The organism is Pseudomonas sp. MF08831 (assembly GCF_059862645.1).
Genome location: NZ_JCBCUX010000028.1, coordinates 1 through 15,003, shown reverse-complemented (window position 1 = coordinate 15,003; position 15,003 = coordinate 1). Strand labels below are relative to the sequence as shown.

General features: G+C 63.3%; 14 protein-coding genes. 7 read left to right on the top strand and 7 right to left on the bottom strand.

What is annotated here, in order from left to right; translation table 11 throughout:
* Window positions 1-380: 380 nt before the first annotated feature.
* Window positions 381-1,274, bottom strand: coding sequence for a LysR family transcriptional regulator (locus AC19YS_RS31730; protein WP_124417061.1), 894 nt, complete (start codon window positions 1,272-1,274; stop codon window positions 381-383).
* A 110-nt stretch (window positions 1,275-1,384) separates the two neighbouring features.
* Here AC19YS_RS31730 and AC19YS_RS31725 point away from each other — a divergent pair, with 110 nt between their 5' ends.
* A complete protein-coding gene (locus AC19YS_RS31725) occupies window positions 1,385-2,368 on the top strand; it encodes an aldo/keto reductase (RefSeq protein ID WP_500603519.1) in 984 nt (327 codons plus the stop codon).
* Window positions 2,365-2,841, top strand: a complete 477-nt coding sequence (locus AC19YS_RS31720; RefSeq protein ID WP_106580729.1) for a (R)-mandelonitrile lyase — start codon at window positions 2,365-2,367, stop codon at window positions 2,839-2,841. Before AC19YS_RS31725 ends, AC19YS_RS31720 begins: the two co-directional genes overlap by 4 nt.
* 2 nt (window positions 2,842-2,843) lie before the next feature.
* Here AC19YS_RS31720 and AC19YS_RS31715 read toward each other — a convergent pair whose 3' ends face one another.
* Complete coding sequence (locus AC19YS_RS31715) at window positions 2,844-3,386, bottom strand: acyl-CoA thioesterase (protein ID WP_500603518.1); 543 nt, start codon at window positions 3,384-3,386, stop codon at window positions 2,844-2,846.
* A gap of 107 nt (window positions 3,387-3,493) precedes the next feature.
* On the opposite strand from AC19YS_RS31715, the gene AC19YS_RS31710 reads away from it, so the two are divergent.
* Window positions 3,494-4,453, top strand: a complete 960-nt coding sequence (locus tag AC19YS_RS31710) for a GlxA family transcriptional regulator (protein WP_500603517.1) — start codon at window positions 3,494-3,496, stop codon at window positions 4,451-4,453.
* A gap of 1 nt (window position 4,454) precedes the next feature.
* Here the strand turns inward: AC19YS_RS31710 and AC19YS_RS31705 are convergent, their stop codons facing one another.
* Window positions 4,455-5,318: a LysR family transcriptional regulator gene (locus AC19YS_RS31705; protein ID WP_500603516.1), complete on the bottom strand. Its 864-nt coding sequence runs from the start codon at window positions 5,316-5,318 to the stop codon at window positions 4,455-4,457.
* 102 nt (window positions 5,319-5,420) lie between these two features.
* On the opposite strand from AC19YS_RS31705, the gene AC19YS_RS31700 reads away from it, so the two are divergent.
* Entirely contained in the window at window positions 5,421-6,419 is a 999-nt protein-coding gene (locus tag AC19YS_RS31700) for a quinone oxidoreductase family protein (protein ID WP_500603515.1), read from the top strand.
* A gap of 62 nt (window positions 6,420-6,481) precedes the next feature.
* Here AC19YS_RS31700 and AC19YS_RS31695 read toward each other — a convergent pair whose 3' ends face one another.
* Entirely contained in the window at window positions 6,482-6,868 is a 387-nt protein-coding gene (locus tag AC19YS_RS31695) for a hypothetical protein (protein ID WP_500603514.1), read from the bottom strand.
* Window positions 6,869-7,015: 147 nt separating this feature from the next.
* A complete protein-coding gene (locus AC19YS_RS31690) occupies window positions 7,016-7,738 on the bottom strand; it encodes a pirin family protein (protein WP_106580724.1) in 723 nt (240 codons plus the stop codon).
* A 180-nt stretch (window positions 7,739-7,918) separates the two neighbouring features.
* Here AC19YS_RS31690 and AC19YS_RS31685 point away from each other — a divergent pair, with 180 nt between their 5' ends.
* Together AC19YS_RS31685 and AC19YS_RS31680 are read left to right on the top strand one after the other, a co-directional pair.
* Window positions 7,919-8,869 carry a GlxA family transcriptional regulator gene (locus tag AC19YS_RS31685; protein WP_106580723.1) on the top strand — a complete coding sequence of 317 codons (951 nt, stop codon included), beginning with the start codon at window positions 7,919-7,921 and terminating at the stop codon, window positions 8,867-8,869.
* A gap of 95 nt (window positions 8,870-8,964) precedes the next feature.
* Window positions 8,965-10,464: an ATP-binding protein gene (locus tag AC19YS_RS31680; RefSeq protein ID WP_500603513.1), complete on the top strand. Its 1,500-nt coding sequence runs from the start codon at window positions 8,965-8,967 to the stop codon at window positions 10,462-10,464.
* On the opposite strand, the gene AC19YS_RS31675 is transcribed toward AC19YS_RS31680, so the two are convergent.
* Together AC19YS_RS31675 and AC19YS_RS31670 are read right to left on the bottom strand one after the other, a co-directional pair.
* Complete coding sequence (locus tag AC19YS_RS31675) at window positions 10,411-13,173, bottom strand: ATP-binding protein (RefSeq protein WP_500603512.1); 2,763 nt, start codon at window positions 13,171-13,173, stop codon at window positions 10,411-10,413. The two genes, AC19YS_RS31680 and AC19YS_RS31675, sit on opposite strands and share 54 nt — an antisense overlap.
* Window positions 13,174-13,231: 58 nt before the next feature.
* Window positions 13,232-13,630 carry a helix-turn-helix domain-containing protein gene (locus AC19YS_RS31670; protein WP_106580720.1) on the bottom strand — a complete coding sequence of 133 codons (399 nt, stop codon included), beginning with the start codon at window positions 13,628-13,630 and terminating at the stop codon, window positions 13,232-13,234.
* A 204-nt stretch (window positions 13,631-13,834) separates the two neighbouring features.
* On the opposite strand from AC19YS_RS31670, the gene AC19YS_RS31665 reads away from it, so the two are divergent.
* The gene (locus tag AC19YS_RS31665; protein WP_106580719.1) at window positions 13,835-14,743 is read left to right on the top strand and encodes a LysR family transcriptional regulator; all 909 of its coding nucleotides are present in this window, start codon (window positions 13,835-13,837) and stop codon (window positions 14,741-14,743) included.
* Window positions 14,744-15,003 lie beyond the last annotated feature (260 nt).

The window sequence follows — 15,003 nt, the reverse complement described above, 5'->3', positions numbered from 1 at the left end:
TGATCTTAGGCGCCCCGTTAAACCACGCTGGCCGAACGCAGGCTTGAATCCGTGGGTAACCCGGCAGGACGCCGGGTTAGCCGTGTTGGGCCATGGATGGCCCGTCACGGCGGCCCACGGATTCAAGTCTGCGTGAGGGCACACCGAGCCCAAGCGAGGTGCCGAGTGGTGGGGCAAGAGCCCTTTGGTTACTTTGGGGCTTTTCCAAAGTGACCCGCCGTAAGGGCGGAACCCATCCCAGCCATCACCCAATAACGGATATTCCCCCTCCCTCCGATCCCCCCAACACCCGAGCAAACACCCCATCCACAGGACTGCGCAACGCGTGCCCCGGATGGCAGTCGTGTTTGAAGCATCGGCCGGTGCCTGATCGCAATGCTTCAGCCGCGATAACGCAGCGCTTCCACCAGCAACGCAAACGCCGGCGAGGCCTGGCGCCGGCTCGGGTAGTACAGGTGAAAGCCGGCAAACGGTGCGCACCAGTCATCCAACACCGCGATCAAGCGACCGTCCGCCAAATACGGCGCCACCAGGTCCTGCGCAATGTAGCTCAGCCCAAAGCCATCCACGGCCGCCTTGAGCAACTGGTACACACCATTGAAAGTCACCTGGCCGGACACGCGCACATTCAGGCTTTCCGAGGCTTTGCGAAACTCCCATGCATACAAGCCGCCATTGGTAGGCAGGCGCAGGTTGTTGCATGCGTGGCCCGTGAGGTCGCGCGGCGTCGTCGGCCGTGGTCGGTTGGCAAAGTACGCCGGCGAACCCACGACGCGCATGCGCATGTCCGGCCCGATGCGGGTGGCGATCATGCCGTCGGCCACATCTTCGCCCAGGCGCACCCCGGCGTCGAAACCCTGGGCGGCGATGTCGACAAAGCCGTAGTCGCAGCAGACTTCGACGGCGATGTCGGGGTATTGCGCCAGAAACGGTTTGAGCACCGGCCAGAGGATGTGCTCCAGCGCATGGTCCATGGCGTTGATGCGAATCGTGCCGGAAGGCGTGTCGCGTAAATGACTCAGGCCTTCCAGACCAATCTGGATTTCATCGAAGTGCGGCCCGACAGTGTCGATCAGGTGCTGGCCTGCTTGTGTGGGCGACACGCTGCGCGTGGTGCGCGTGAGCAAGCGCAGCCCCAGACGGGCTTCGAGCGCCCGGATCGTATGGCTCAGCGCCGACTGTGAGACCCCAAGTTTGGCCGCCGCCTTGGTAAAGCTGCGCGCACGCGCCACAGCCAGAAAGGCGAGCAGGTCATTGGCATTTTCCCTGAGCATTAGTGAGCCACTCTCATAAGTATATTCAGATTCTAGCGACTAATTATCTCAATGGCGTGCTGTTAGATTGAACCAACCCTTGAATTCAGCCGTTAAACAGGTGAACCCGCATGCTCAAACGCACACTCGGCAACAGCTCGCTTGAAGTCTCGGCCCTGGGCCTGGGCTGCATGGGCATGAGTTTCGGCTACGGCGCCCCGCAGATGATCGCGCTGCTGCGCGGTGCGGTGGAGCAAGGCGTGACCTTCTTCGATACAGCCGAAGTCTACGGCCCGTTCACCAACGAGGCGTTGCTGGGCGAAGCGCTCGCACCGTTGCGCGATCAGGTGGTGATCGCGACCAAATTCGGTTTCGCGCTCGACCCCTCCAGCAACGGGAAAGGGGCGGGCCTCAACAGCCGCCCCGAGCATATTCGCCTCGTAGCGGAAGCCTCGCTCAAACGCCTTAAAACCGATGTGATCGACCTGTTCTACCAACATCGGGTGGACCCCAACGTGCCCATCGAAGACGTGGCCGGTGCCGTGAAGGACTTGATCCAGGAAGGCAAGGTCAAGCATTTCGGGCTGTCGGAGGCGGGCGCGGCGACCATTCGCCGGGCTCACTCGGTGCAGCCGGTGACGGCCCTGCAAAGTGAATATTCGCTGTGGTGGCGCAAGCCTGAAACCGAAATCCTGCCATTGCTCGAAGAGCTGGGGATTGGCCTGGTGCCTTACAGCCCACTGGGCAAAGGGTTTCTGACCGGCAAATTCGACAGCCAAAGCACGTTTGACAGCAGTGATTTTCGCAGCAGCCTGCCACGTTTTACCCCGCAAGCCCTAAAGGCCAACCAGGCGCTGGTGGCGTTGTTGCGTGAGGTCGGGCAGCGCAAAAATGCCACGCCATCACAGATCGCCCTGGCCTGGTTGTTGGCGCAAAAGCCGTGGATTGTGCCGATTCCGGGCACCACCAAAGCCGCGCGTCTGAGCGAAAACCTGGGGGCGGTGCAACTGCAACTGAGTGCACAAGAGCTTCAGGACCTGGACGTGGCCGCGTCCAGCATTCAGGTGGAGGGCGAGCGCTATCCCGAAGCCCTGGAAAAGATGACCGGCCTATGAAAACCCTCGCCGCCGCAGCGCTGTCGCTGTCATTGCTTGCCCAAGAAACCCGCGCACAGGAGACCCCAATGCTCACCATCACCCCGAATGGCTCGCAACCTTCAGCCCAAGGCCCGGCCGACTGGTTCACCGGCACCGTGCGCGTCGACGCACCCTTCAAAGGCACCGACGCCGCGCGTGTCAGTGGCGCCACGGTGACCTTCGAACCGGGCGCACGCACCGCCTGGCATACCCATCCTTTGGGACAGACGTTGATCGTCACCGCCGGTGCCGGGCTGGTGCAGGAATGGGGCCAGCCGGTGCGTGCCATCCGCCCCGGCGACACCGTGTGGATCGCCCCCGGCGTCAAGCATTGGCATGGCGCCACGCCGACTACTGCAATGACCCATATCGCGATTGCCGAAGTACTGGATGGCAAGGTGGTGGATTGGCTGGAGCAGGTCAGTGATGGGCAGTACGCGCCGGCGCTGTGAGGTTAAATCTGCTCTGCTTCACGTAACTGCACACTCATGTCATCACAACTGCTCGCCCAGTCGCTCAGCCACTGCGGCATCGGCGGCGATTGCTCGGCCAACCCCAGCTCCCGCACAACATCTGCAGGGGGCAGGGTGCCTTTGGCTGAGCGAAACAGCCCGCGCATCACCACCACGCCCACCACCCGACCCTTGCTGACGAAACGGTGCTCCATCAGGCTCCACTTGTGGTCCCAGCCGAGCATTCGGGTGTGCACCTCGAAGACTTCGAACAACTTCAGTTCGCGGCGAAACTTGCCCCAGGTATCGCCCACGATCGGCAGCGCCTTGTTGCGCAAGGCCACGCGAAATGCGCCGGTACGCAGTACAAAATCCATCCGCGCCACATCGGCCAGGGAGAAATACCGGCCATTGGTGACATGCCGGTTCAAATCCAGGTCCAGGGGCCACACGCGCATGCGCACCACAGTGGTCTCCAGACCATGGGCCGGTTTGCGCCAGGGGCGACGGGACAGCATGTACAGCAATCGAAACCAGAGATTCATAAACGCGCCAGACAGTTGATCAGTGGCAGCACTGTACGGGCGAGTAATCGGCTAAGGTAGGTGCGCAAATGACTTATTACATGCGAAAAGCGCAAACAGGTTCCTTTATGCACATCACTTTACTCCTGGCCGATCAATGCTCCGCCGCCAGCGCCACCCTGGCGCTGGAGATGCTCAGCGCAGCCAACCTGTTTGCCGAGCGCGCGCCATTCGAGATCGTCGTCGCGTCCCTGGATGGCCAGGCCGTGGACGCCTGGGGCGGGCAGCGTTTACAGGTGATGTGCTCGGCTGCCGAGGTTCTTCAAACCGACCTGATTCTGATCCCCGGCTTCCTTTTTACCCTTAAAGAGGCCTTGCCGAGCTTTCCCGCCTACGGGCCCTGGTTGCGCCAACAGCACGCCCAAGGGGCAGTGCTGGCGTCGATGTGCACGGCGGCGTTTCTGCTGGCCGAGACCGGCATGTTGCAGGGCCTGCGCGCCACCACCCACTGGGCGTTTGCCGAGTTTTTCCGGCGCCGTTACGCAGGCGTGGTGCTGGATGACACGCAGATCCTCTGCGAAGAAAACCGCGTGATCACCTGCGGTGGCGCCAGTGCCGCGATGGACCTGATGTTGCACCTGATCCGCCGTTTCGGTTCACCGGAGCTGGCGCATACCTGCGGCAAGTACCTGTTGATCGACAACGTGCGCACCGAACAGTCGGTGTACGCCATGTGGTCGTTACCCAAAAGCCACGGCGACGGCGAGGTCCTGCGGGTGCAACATTGGCTGGAGCAACAGTTTGCCCAGCCGTTGGTCATCGATGACGTGGCCCGGCGCTTCGGTTTCGGGGTGCGTAATTTCAAGCGTCGGTTCAAGGAAGCGACGGGGTATACGCCTATCGCCTATGTGCAAACCCTGCGCCTGGAGCGCGCCAAGCAGATGCTGGAGTCAACGCGCATGACCCTCGAAAGCATCACCTACGCGGTAGGGTATGAAGACAGCAATTCGTTTCGCCGCCTGTTCCAGCAGCGCGTGGGGATGCTCCCGGCGGCGTATCGCAAGAAATTCCTCGCCACCGCGGGCTGATTCAGCGCCGCAGCTGCGCTTCACCTTCGATGCATGCCACCAGAAACTCCATCACCACCTTTACCGACGGCGAGCGACGCATGTCCGGGTACACCGTCAGCCAGATATCACGGACCGGCCCGTCGCCGGGCGTCGGCAACCTGGCCAGCAGCGGATCGTGGTCGCCCACCAATGTTGGCAACACCACTGCGCCGACGTGCGCGCGTGCGGCCATCTGTTGAGTGATCAACTCGCTGGCCGCAAACACGATCGGGCGTTGGCCGCGCAGTTGGTGCAGCCATGCCTGTTGCGGCAAGTGATCACGGCTGCTGTCGTAGGCGATGAAGGTCCATTGGGCGGCAGGCAGCTGCGTGAACCCGGGCGCGCCATAAAGACCGAAGCGCACCACGCCGACCTTGCGGCGCACCAGCGCCTCTTCGTCGGGGCGCACCGTGCGCAGCGCGATATCGGCCTCGCCCTTGTCGAGCGCAGCCAGTTGAGTGGACGGTATCAGCACCAGATTCAGCTGCGGGTACTGGGCCCGCAACCGCGCTATGTGAGGCGCAAGGCAGTGGTTGGCGATGGACGGCGGGCAGCTGACCCGCACAGTCCCGGCCAGTTCGATGGAGGCTACCCGCGACAGGCGCAGCACGTCGGTGGCCATCTCGCCCATGCCCGCGGCCAGCTCGGCCAGCGCCAGGCCTTGAGCCGTGAGTGGCCGGCTGCGTGGCAAGCGGTCTACCAGTTTAACGCCGAGGGCTTTTTCCAGCGCATCGACGCGTCGCCCGACGGTGGCGTGTTCCAGCTGCAACTCGCGAGCGGCCGCCGACAGCGACTGGGTGCGGGCCAGAACGGTGAAGTAATACAGATCCTGCCAATCGAACATCGGGTTATTTCCGCACAGAGGCTGGGAGGTGTTGGGGAATATTCCTACCGAGCGTGCCCTTTTACCATGGCCGCTTCCCAGTGCACACGGAGTTGTTCCCCGATGAAAGCCATCACCCTGCAAGCTTACGGCGGTCCCGAAGTTGCCCAATTGCGCCACGACGTTGAAAAACCCCAGGCCACACCGGGGCATGTGATGGTCAAGGTGGCCTGCGCCGGGATCAATTTCATGGACATTCATACCCGCCAGGGCAAATACGCACACTCTTCGACGTACCCGGTGCGCCTGCCGTGCACCTTGGGCATGGAAGGCGCCGGCGTGGTGATTGAAGTCGGTCCGGGCGTCAGCCACCTGGCTGTGGGCGACCGCGTGGCCTGGTGCATCGCCTGGGGCGCGTATGCCGAGTATGCGAATGTGCCTGTCGAGAAAATTGCGCAGATCCCGAACGCAATCAGCTTCGATCAGGCCGCTGCGGCGATGTTTCAGGGCTGCACCGCGCACTACCTGATTGACGATGTGGCCCGTTTGCAGGCGGGCAGTACCTGCCTGGTTCATGCCGCGTCCGGCAGCATCGGCCAATTGCTGGTGCAGATGGCGCGTCGGTTGGGGGCAACGGTATTGACCACCGCCAGTACCGTCGAGAAATGTGCGATTGCCTTGCAGCAGGGCGCCCATCGAGCCTGGACCTATGACCGATTTGCCGATCAGGTACGGCAAGCCACGGGCGGGCGAGGGGTGGATGTGGTGTTTGATTGCGTCGGCAAAAACACCTTGCGTGAGAGTTTTCGCGCCTGTCGCACGCGCGGTTTGATCGTCAACTACGGCAATGTCTCGGGCTCGCTGACAGACCTGGACCCGATGGAATTGGGGGAGGCGGGCTCGTTGTTCCTGACGCGCCCACGGCTGGCTGACCACATGGCCGATGGCGCGACTGTGCAACGGCGTGCCAACGCCGTGTTCGCGGCAATGTTGGAAGGGACGCTGACAGTGGACATCGAAGGGCATTACAACCTGGAGACGGTGCAGCAGGTCCATGCACGTATCGAGGCGCGGCAGCAGATCGGCAAGGCGGTACTGTGGGTGGACCGCGACCTGCATTAACCGCAGGCGAAAAAAAACCGGCTGATCAGGCCGGTTTGGGGTGCCCCGCGAACAGTGCGGGGTTACGCGTTGTGCCCTTGCAGACGATCCGCACCGCCTTCAGCCAGGCCACGTTCCTGCAGGCGATCCGCACCGCCTTCAGCCAGGCCACGTTCCTGCAGACGATCCGCGCCGCCTTCAGCCAGACCACGTTCCTGCAAGCGATCCGCACCGCCTTCAGCCAGGCCACGTTCCTGCAGACGATCCGCACCGCCTTCAGCCAGGCCGCGTTGCTGCAAGCGATCCGCACCGCCTTCAGCAACACGACGGTCCAGCAGACGGTCAGAACCGCCTTCGGCTACGGAGTTACCTTGCAGGCGATCCGCGCCACCTTCAGCGACAACCGGGTGAGCAAAAGCGTTTGCAGCGAGTACCGAAAAAGCGAGGCTAAGCAAGAGTTGGCGTTTCATGGTGGTGTGCTCCGAGTGTTCTAGTTGGGTGCCGTTTGGCATGGGTTTGATGTTACGCGTTGGTTTTTTTAAGAGAACTTCATTGAGCTGATGGTGACTATCGATGCCAGCGATGACCCGTTTTGGGGCGGGTCATCGCGGTGACGGTCAAGGCATCTGCGGCCGTTCCTGAGGGCGCAGGTCGAACACCAGCACCTCGGCATCCTCGCCGTGGCTCAGGTTGATCTGCCGTTCATCCCGCACGCGGGCACCGTCGCCTTCCTGCAAGCGCTGGCCGTTGACTTCAACGCTGCCGCGGGCCACATGGATGTACACATGGCGATCCGGCGGCACGTCCAGCGTCGCGGCTTCGTCGCCGTCGAACAGCCCGGCATACACCCGCGCATCCTGGCGCACATTCAGCGAACCCTCGGCACCTTCCGGCGAGATGATCAATTGCAAGCGCCCACGTTTCTGCGCCTCGCTGAAGTGTTCCTGTTGATAGCGCGGCTCGGCGCCGACCACATTCGGCACGATCCAGATCTGCAGGAAGTGCACGCCCTGGCGTTGGCTATGGTTGAACTCACTGTGCGCCACGCCGCTGCCGGCGCTCATCAACTGCACATCGCCAGGGCGAATCACCGAGCCGGTGCCCAGGGTGTCCTTGTGTTCCAGGGCGCCTTCGAGCACGTAGGAGAAAATCTCCATGTCGCGGTGCGGGTGCTGGCCGAAGCCTTTGCCGGCGGCGACGCGGTCATCGTTGATTACCAGCAGGTCAGAAAAACCCTGCTCGGCCGGGTTCCAGTAGTTGGCGAACGAGAAGGTGTGAAACGACTTCAACCAACCGTGATTGGCGGCGCCGCGGTCCGAAGCTTTGCGAAGGGTCAGCATGGTCTTGTCCTCAAGTGAGAGCGGGCTGCGTCATGCAGGGCTCTTGCGTTGAGAAGAAGGTTAATGGTTAGCGTGGGATTCATTAAGAAGCTGAAACCTGAATAACTGTCTCTATCAAGTTGACAGTAAAAGGCATGCCATAATGTCGCCTCGACTTCCTTCTCGATGGACTTTCTCTGCATGAAAACCGTGGCCATGGCGCTGTTTCCGGACTTTTTGCTGCTCGATATGGCCGGTCCACTCGAAGTGTTTTCCATCGCCAATCGCTACCTGCCGGCGAACGCTCACTATCAGATCCTGACCATTGGCACCGAACCTGGGCTGCTGCGCGCCTCCAATGGTGTGCAGGTGCAACCCGACCTGTTATTGGCGCAGGCTCACGACGCCTATGACCTGTTGCTGGTGCCGGGCGGCCCCGGTGCCTATAACGAGTGCCATCCTGCGCTGTTGCCCTGGCTCAAGGCCGCCGCACCCAGGGCGCGACGCTTTGGCTCGATCTGCACCGGTGCCTTTGTGCTGGGGCATGCCGGACTGCTCGACGGCCACCGCGTGACCACCCACTGGCATTACACCGAACGCCTGATCAAGGGCTTCCCCAAGGCTATCGTCGAGACCGATCGTATCTATTTGCAGGATGGCCGCTTGATCACCTCCGGCGGGGTGACCGCCGGTATCGACCTGGCGCTGTCGGTCGTCGCCCAGGACCATGGCAAACAAGTGGCGGTGGACGTGGCCAAGGTGTTGCTGGTGGTGATGAAACGCCAGGGCGGCCAGGCCCAGTTCAGCCCGATGACGGCGGCTGTGGCGCCGTTGGAAACGGCGATCACCCGTGTGCAGAACCAGGTGCTGGCGCAGTTGGACCAGCCCTTTACCATCGACTCAATGGCCGCGTTGGCGGGCATGAGCGCGCGGCACTTCACGCGGCTGTTTGCCAAGGAGGTGCAGATGACGCCCATGGCGTTCCTGCAAGGCGCGCGCATCGACCGCGCCCGGCAGTTGCTGGAAACTACCGACCTGCCACTCAAGACCGTGGCGTTTCGCGCAGGGTTTGGCAGCGTGCGGCATATGCGTTTTCTGTTCAGTGAAAAGCTCGGCCTGAACCCTACGCAATACCGACAACAGTTCAGTTAACGACAGGATGTCTGTTTCGCGCACCTGATTGGCCGTGGCGCTCCCCGTGCCAGCATTGTCCTGTCATGGCGAGCTGGCAAGATAGCCACAGGCCCATGGAAAAGGATGCGCAAACGCCCAAGGCCGGGTGTTCCAGCGCTTTGACCCGCATGCACAACCCACACGCAGTCAGCTTTGGCCCCTACACCTTTCACCGCCAACAGCGCCTGGTCAGCAAGGCAGGCCTGCCGGTGCCGCTGGGTGGGCGTGCGCTGGATATCCTCGCGGTACTGCTGGAGACGCCTGGGCAATTTGTGCGCAAAGACACGCTGATTGCGCGGGTCTGGCCGCGCAGCGTGGTGGAAGAGAACAACCTGCGCGTGCACATCGCGGCCCTGCGCCGTGCGCTGGACGGGCAGCGCTATATCCTCAATGAACCCTTGCGTGGCTACTGCTGTGTTGCGCCGTCCAGCGTCGCATCGGCGCTGCCCTGGCACAATCTGGCCGTGCGACTCAGCCCGGTGCTGGGCCGTGATGAGCTGTTGGGCACATTGGTGCGGCGCTTGTACAGCCAACGCCTGATCATGCTCACCGGCTGCGCCGGCGTGGGCAAGAGCACCGTGGCCCTGGCCCTGGCTGAACGCGTGTTGCCGCGTTATCGCGACGGCGTGTGCTGGGTGGATCTGGCAGCGGTGCAGGGGCCGACCCACATGCTGCCTCATCTGGCCGCAACGCTGAACCTGCAACCCTGTGGCAGCGCCAACGCACTGGCCGAGCAGTTGGCGCTGCGCCAGCTGTTACTGGTACTCGACGGCGCCGATGTGTTGCTCGGCGCCTGCCGCCACCTGGTGCGCACGTTGCAGGCACACGCGCCGCAGGTGACGGTGGTGTTGACCAGTCGTGAAGCCTTGCAGGTGCCCGGCGAATGGGTGCAACACGTGCCCAGGCTGGCGCTGCCGATGCCCTCGGCCTGGCGCGGTGTCGAACAGGCGATGGCCGCTGCGGCGGTTCAGTTATTTGTCGCACGGTTGCGTGCCGGTCAGCAGGGCTTTGTGCTGCGTGCCCAGGATTTGGCGCCACTGCGCGACATCTGCCGGCGGCTCGACGGTATTCCCCTGGCCCTGGAACTGGCGGCGGCCCAGGTCGATGCCCTGGGCATACGGGGTGTGCACGAGCAGTTGCAACAAGGCTTGCAGGTGTTGACGCGCGGCAGGCGCACGGCGGTGGAACGGCACCAATCCCTGATCGCGGCTCTGGACTGGTCGTATCAGCGCCTGAGCCTGCCGCAGCGTTGGCTGTTCCTGCAGTTGGCGCTGTTCAAAATGGCCGTGACTTTGCCGCGCTTGAGCGAGCTGGTGGCAGGCACCGAGCTGGAACACGCCGACCTGTCCTACCTGCTGTCGCGTCTGGCGGCCACCTCGATGCTGGCGGTGGAACCGGGCCCCGGCCCTGCGCGTTACCGGCTGCTCAACAGCGTGCGCAGCTACGCCCTGGCGCTACTGCGCGACCCGGCGCAAGTCGCGCAGTTGCAAAAGGGGTATGGGCATTACCTGGGCTGCAGTTCAGGCCGGCCGTTTGTCCTGCAACTCGTCGAGCAGGCGGCGTACACAGACTAGGTCGTGGGTGGCAAAGCCTTCGTTGAATTGCGTGTAGAGGGCGTTCAACAGGTCGCGCGCCGCCTGCCGCCGTCCTTGGCTCTGCCATAGGCTTGCCAGCGACGTTGCGCTGCGTAACTCCCAGGCCAGCGCGCCTTGCTGATGCGCCAGGGCCAGCGCCTCCAGCAGCAGCGTTTCGCGCGCGTGAAGGTCGGGTAACGACTCGGCTCGCACGCGCAGAATCTCGGCGCTGCACCAACCGGCCGCGCCACTTCTGGCGCGTTCAAACACTTCATCATCTACGTCGATGGCGTTGAACGTCACCAGCGTGTCCCGGACCAGGCCCAGCCCTTGCAAACCCGCCTGCGGCGCCGTGCCCGCGTAGTGCTGCGCCCAGGTATGAAACAGCTGCACCGAGTGTTTTTGTGCCTGTTGCAGCAACAGGTCGAGCAACGAGCGTGCCGCGGCGGTATCGCCGTTGTAGCGGGCGATCACCACGCCGGCCAGGGCCAGCGTGTAGCAGATCGAGGTGCCGTGGTTGATCTGCAGCGCCAGCTCCAGCGCCTGGTTGGCGGTGCGCCAGGCACGCTCTGCAAAACCCCGTAGCCACAGGGTGCGCGCAAGCATTGTCAACGACGCCACACTCTGGTCGTACTGCACGCCAAAGCCATGGGTGAACCGATTGAGATGGCCGCTGTGGGCCATGCGCTGGATCACTTGTTCGGCGTTGTGCAGCGCCAGTGCCTGGTTGCCGGCAAAGTGCTGCGCCAACACCCGCAGGCGCTGGGCGCTGAGGTCCAGCAATGGCTCGGATTGTGGACCGAGCTGATCGAAGTGCAGGCTCTGTGCCAACGCCTCACGGTAGTTGCCGCTGCACAAATTCACCGCCATATGGCCCGACACCGCCCGTAGCTGGCCGGTGAGGTCGTTGCTCGCTTGTGCCAGGCGCAGCGCGCCGGCAAAGGCTTGAATGGTCTGTGGCGTGCTGCCCTGGGCGTGGTAGGAGAAACTGCCCAGCGCCAGCTGCAATTCCATCTGCAGGCGTTGGCTCGGCGCGGTTGACTGCGCCAGCCGCGCCAGGGCCTTGCCCACGTACAGCCCGTGCTCGTGCAGCAGCGACAGTTCCTGCCACAACGGCATCGCACTGACCGTGAGGCGAATACCCAGCAGGTGCGCCCCCATCTCGCCCAGGCACCAATCGAGGGCGGCGCGGATGTCTTCGCGCAGCGGGGCATAGCGGCTGATCCACGCCTGGGTCGCGATCAGTTCCCAGTCCTCCCGGGCCTGTTCCATCAGCGCCAGGCAGCGTGCCGCGTGGCGCTCGCGGGTGGCCTCAAGCTCCGCGGCCACGCTGAGTTTTTCCAGCGCGTAGGTGCGGGTGATGTCGAGCAAGCGATAGACCACGTCGTCATCGCCAGCCTCGACGTTGAGCAGCGACTTGGCCACCAACTGGGTGATCGAGCCCAGCACCTCGTTTGGCGCGATCCGCTCCCCGGCGATCACCGCCGCTGCGCTGGCCAGGCTGAACCCGCCACGAAACACGGCCAGGCGCCGCAGGCAAATCTGCTCGCAGGCCGTCAGCAGCTCGAAACTCCAGTCCAGCGTGGCGCGCAGAGTTTGCTGACGGGGCAGGGCGCTGCGTCGGCCACGCACCAGCAGGCGAAAGTTGTCTTCCATCTGCACCAGCAGCCCCGGCAGGCCGAAGCGCTGGATCTGCGCCGCCACCAACTCGATCGCCAGGGGAATGCCGTCCAGGCGCTGGCAGATATCAATGGCCAGCGGCAGTTGCGCTTCGCTGAGTTCAAAACGGTCTTGATGGGACATGGCGCGTTCGATCAGCAACTGCAACGCCGGGTAGCCGAGGGCCTGGGCACGGTTGCCGGTGGCAGGCGGGCAGGCCAGCGGCTCGAGGCGCTGCACGTATTCGCCCTCGGCCCGCAGCGCTTCGCGGCTGGTGGCCAGGATGTGCACGTGGGGCGCGTGGCGCAGCAGGGTTTCGCTGATCAGGGCGATGTCGTCGAGCAGGTGTTCGCAATTGTCGATCACCAGCAACAGCTGACGCGCGTGCAGGCTGCGGGCGAAGGTCAGCAGCGGCGCATGCGCTTGGGGCGTGAGGTCGAGCAGCGCGGCGAGGTTGGGCAGGATCATCGACGGCGCGCTCAGCGGTGCCAGGTCCAGCAGGCGAATGCCGTCGCGGTAATGCCCGATCAGCAATTCGGCCACGCGCAGCGCCACGGTGGTCTTGCCGATGCCGCCTGCGCCGGTCAGGGTGATAAAGCGTTGCTGCGGCAGTTGCTGCACCAATGCATCAATCAGCGCCTGGCGACCGATCATGCGCGTGCGCCGCAGTGGCAGGTTATGGCCCTGGCTGTGGGGCAGGCCGTCGGCAGGAATCGTCATCGGTTCGATGCTCAGTGGCGCAACAAAACTGTAGCCGCGCTGGGCCACGGTGACGATGTAGCGCTGCCCGGCCTGGCCATCGCCGAGTGCCTTGCGCAACGCCGCCATGTGCACCCGCAGGTTGCCGTCTTCCACCACCGTTTTCGGCCAGACCCGCGCGATCAATTCCTGCTTGCTCACCACATTGCCGGCCTGCTCCAGCAGGATCAGCAAAATCTCCACCGCACGCCGTCCCAGGCGCAACGGGCGACCGGCCTCCAGCACCAGGCGTTGGCGCGGGTGGATGCAGTAGGGGCCGAAATGCACGGCCTGGTCGCTGAGGTCACTCATGGTGGCCCATGCTCGGAAAAAAGGGTTCGGCCAGCATATTCCAGGTGCGTACAGACCACTAGGCCGCAATCACTTGCGGCTTGTGACGTAAGTGGTGGTTTCGCCAGGTCATCGGGTTGACGCCTTCGCTGCGCGTGAACATGTGGCAGAAGTGCGCCTGGTCGCAAAACCCGCATTCCAGGCTGATTTGCGTGAGGCTCAAGGAAGAGCCGGTGATCAGTTCCTTGGCTCGCTGGATACGCTGTTGGCGAATCCACTCCTGCGGCGACAGCCCGGTGGTGCACTTGAAGGCGCGGGAGAAGTGGCTGCGCGACAGCGCGCAAGCCTGCGCCAGGTCGGCAATTGCCAGGCTTTCGCCGAGGTTGGCAAGGATCAGTTGTTTGGCAATGCGCTCGCGTCGGGGGCATAGGCCGCCGGTCGCGGAGAAGCGCGGAGCACAGTACTCAAGTCGGGCCATGACAAATATCCGTAGTCGATGGGAGCGTTCCCGGTGAATGGATCCAGTGTAGACCGCTTCATTTTTGGCGCCGGACCGTCTGGCTGACGAGTTAATCGTTGTTAATTTCGCCAGGTCAGGGCGCGGAAAAGACAGCACAGGCGTGCAATCGCCGCATGGCGGTATCTGCTTATCTGGCGGCCTGGAAACCGTTTGGAAGCCGCCATGAACCGCAATGACTTGCGCCGCGTCGACATGAACCTGCTGGTGATTTTCGAAGCATTGATGTTCGAGAAGAACCTGACCCGGGTTGCCGAGAAGCTCTTTATGGGCCAGCCGGCGGTGAGTGCGGCGCTTGGGCGCTTGCGGGATTTGTTCGACGACCCGTTGCTGCTGCGCAATGGGCGGGGCATGGAGCCCACGCCACGGGCGCTGGCGATACTCAAGGAGTTGCAACCGGCCATGGACACCATTTCCGGCGCGGTCAGCCGTGCCAAGGATTTTGACCCTTCCACCAGCTGCGCGGTGTTTCGTATTGGTTTGTCGGATGATGCGGAGTTCGGGTTGTTTCCGCCGCTGCTCAGTCAACTGCGTGAGGAGGCGCCTGGGATTATCGTGGTGGTGCGTCGGGCCAACTACCTGCTGATGTCGGCGTTGTTGGCCAGCGGGGAGATTTCGGTGGGGGTGAGTTACACCACGGAATTGCCGGCGAATGCCAAGCGCAAGAAGCTACGGGATATTCCATGCAAGGTGCTGCGTGGGGATGACGGGGAAGCGCCGCTGACCCTGGATGATTACTGCGAGCGGCCGCATGCGATGGTTTCGTTTTCGGGGGATTTGAGCGGCAATATCGACCTGGACCTGGCGCGGATCGGCCGGGCGCGCCGGGTGGTGTTGGCGGTGCCGCAATTCAGTGGGTTGCGGGCGTTGTTGGCGGGCACGCGGATTATTGCGACGGTGCCGGATTATGCGGCCTGTGCGTTGACTGAGGGGACGGTGTTACGGGCGCAGGATCCGCCGTTTGAGATTGAGGCGGCGGAGTTGTCGATGGTTTGGAGTGGGGTGCATGATAATGACCCGGCGGAGCGGTGGCTGCGGTCGCGTATCAGTGAGCATATGTCGCGGGCGGTTTAGGCGTGGCGGCCTCTGGGCCGACCAGGTTGGGTGGGTTGGGTTGGGTGCATATCCGTTGCTGCGGTCACGGCCGCTTAGGGTTCCGCTCTTACAGCGGGTCACTTTTGGCAAACGCCCCAAAAGTAACCAAAAAGTCTTTGCCCCACCACTCGGTGCCTCGCCTAGGCTCGGCATGCCCTCACTCCGGCTTGAATCCGTGGGCCGCCGCGACGGGCCATCCATGGCCCAACGCGGCTAACCCGGCGTCCTGCCGGGTTACC

Coding starts and splice junctions, on each gene's coding strand:
- AC19YS_RS31690 (WP_106580724.1), bottom strand. CDS start 7,738: ATGCTGACCCTTCGCAAAGCTTCGGACCGCGGCGCCGCCAATCACGGT.
- AC19YS_RS31670 (WP_106580720.1), bottom strand. CDS start 13,630: ATGGCCCGACTTGAGTACTGTGCTCCGCGCTTCTCCGCGACCGGCGGC.
- AC19YS_RS31665 (WP_106580719.1), top strand. CDS start 13,835: ATGAACCGCAATGACTTGCGCCGCGTCGACATGAACCTGCTGGTGATT.
- AC19YS_RS31685 (WP_106580723.1), top strand. CDS start 7,919: ATGAAAACCGTGGCCATGGCGCTGTTTCCGGACTTTTTGCTGCTCGAT.
- AC19YS_RS31680 (WP_500603513.1), top strand. CDS start 8,965: ATGGAAAAGGATGCGCAAACGCCCAAGGCCGGGTGTTCCAGCGCTTTG.
- AC19YS_RS31675 (WP_500603512.1), bottom strand. CDS start 13,173: ATGAGTGACCTCAGCGACCAGGCCGTGCATTTCGGCCCCTACTGCATC.
- AC19YS_RS31720 (WP_106580729.1), top strand. CDS start 2,365: ATGAAAACCCTCGCCGCCGCAGCGCTGTCGCTGTCATTGCTTGCCCAA.
- AC19YS_RS31700 (WP_500603515.1), top strand. CDS start 5,421: ATGAAAGCCATCACCCTGCAAGCTTACGGCGGTCCCGAAGTTGCCCAA.
- AC19YS_RS31725 (WP_500603519.1), top strand. CDS start 1,385: ATGCTCAAACGCACACTCGGCAACAGCTCGCTTGAAGTCTCGGCCCTG.
- AC19YS_RS31715 (WP_500603518.1), bottom strand. CDS start 3,386: ATGAATCTCTGGTTTCGATTGCTGTACATGCTGTCCCGTCGCCCCTGG.
- AC19YS_RS31710 (WP_500603517.1), top strand. CDS start 3,494: ATGCACATCACTTTACTCCTGGCCGATCAATGCTCCGCCGCCAGCGCC.
- AC19YS_RS31695 (WP_500603514.1), bottom strand. CDS start 6,868: ATGAAACGCCAACTCTTGCTTAGCCTCGCTTTTTCGGTACTCGCTGCA.
- AC19YS_RS31730 (WP_124417061.1), bottom strand. CDS start 1,274: ATGCTCAGGGAAAATGCCAATGACCTGCTCGCCTTTCTGGCTGTGGCG.
- AC19YS_RS31705 (WP_500603516.1), bottom strand. CDS start 5,318: ATGTTCGATTGGCAGGATCTGTATTACTTCACCGTTCTGGCCCGCACC.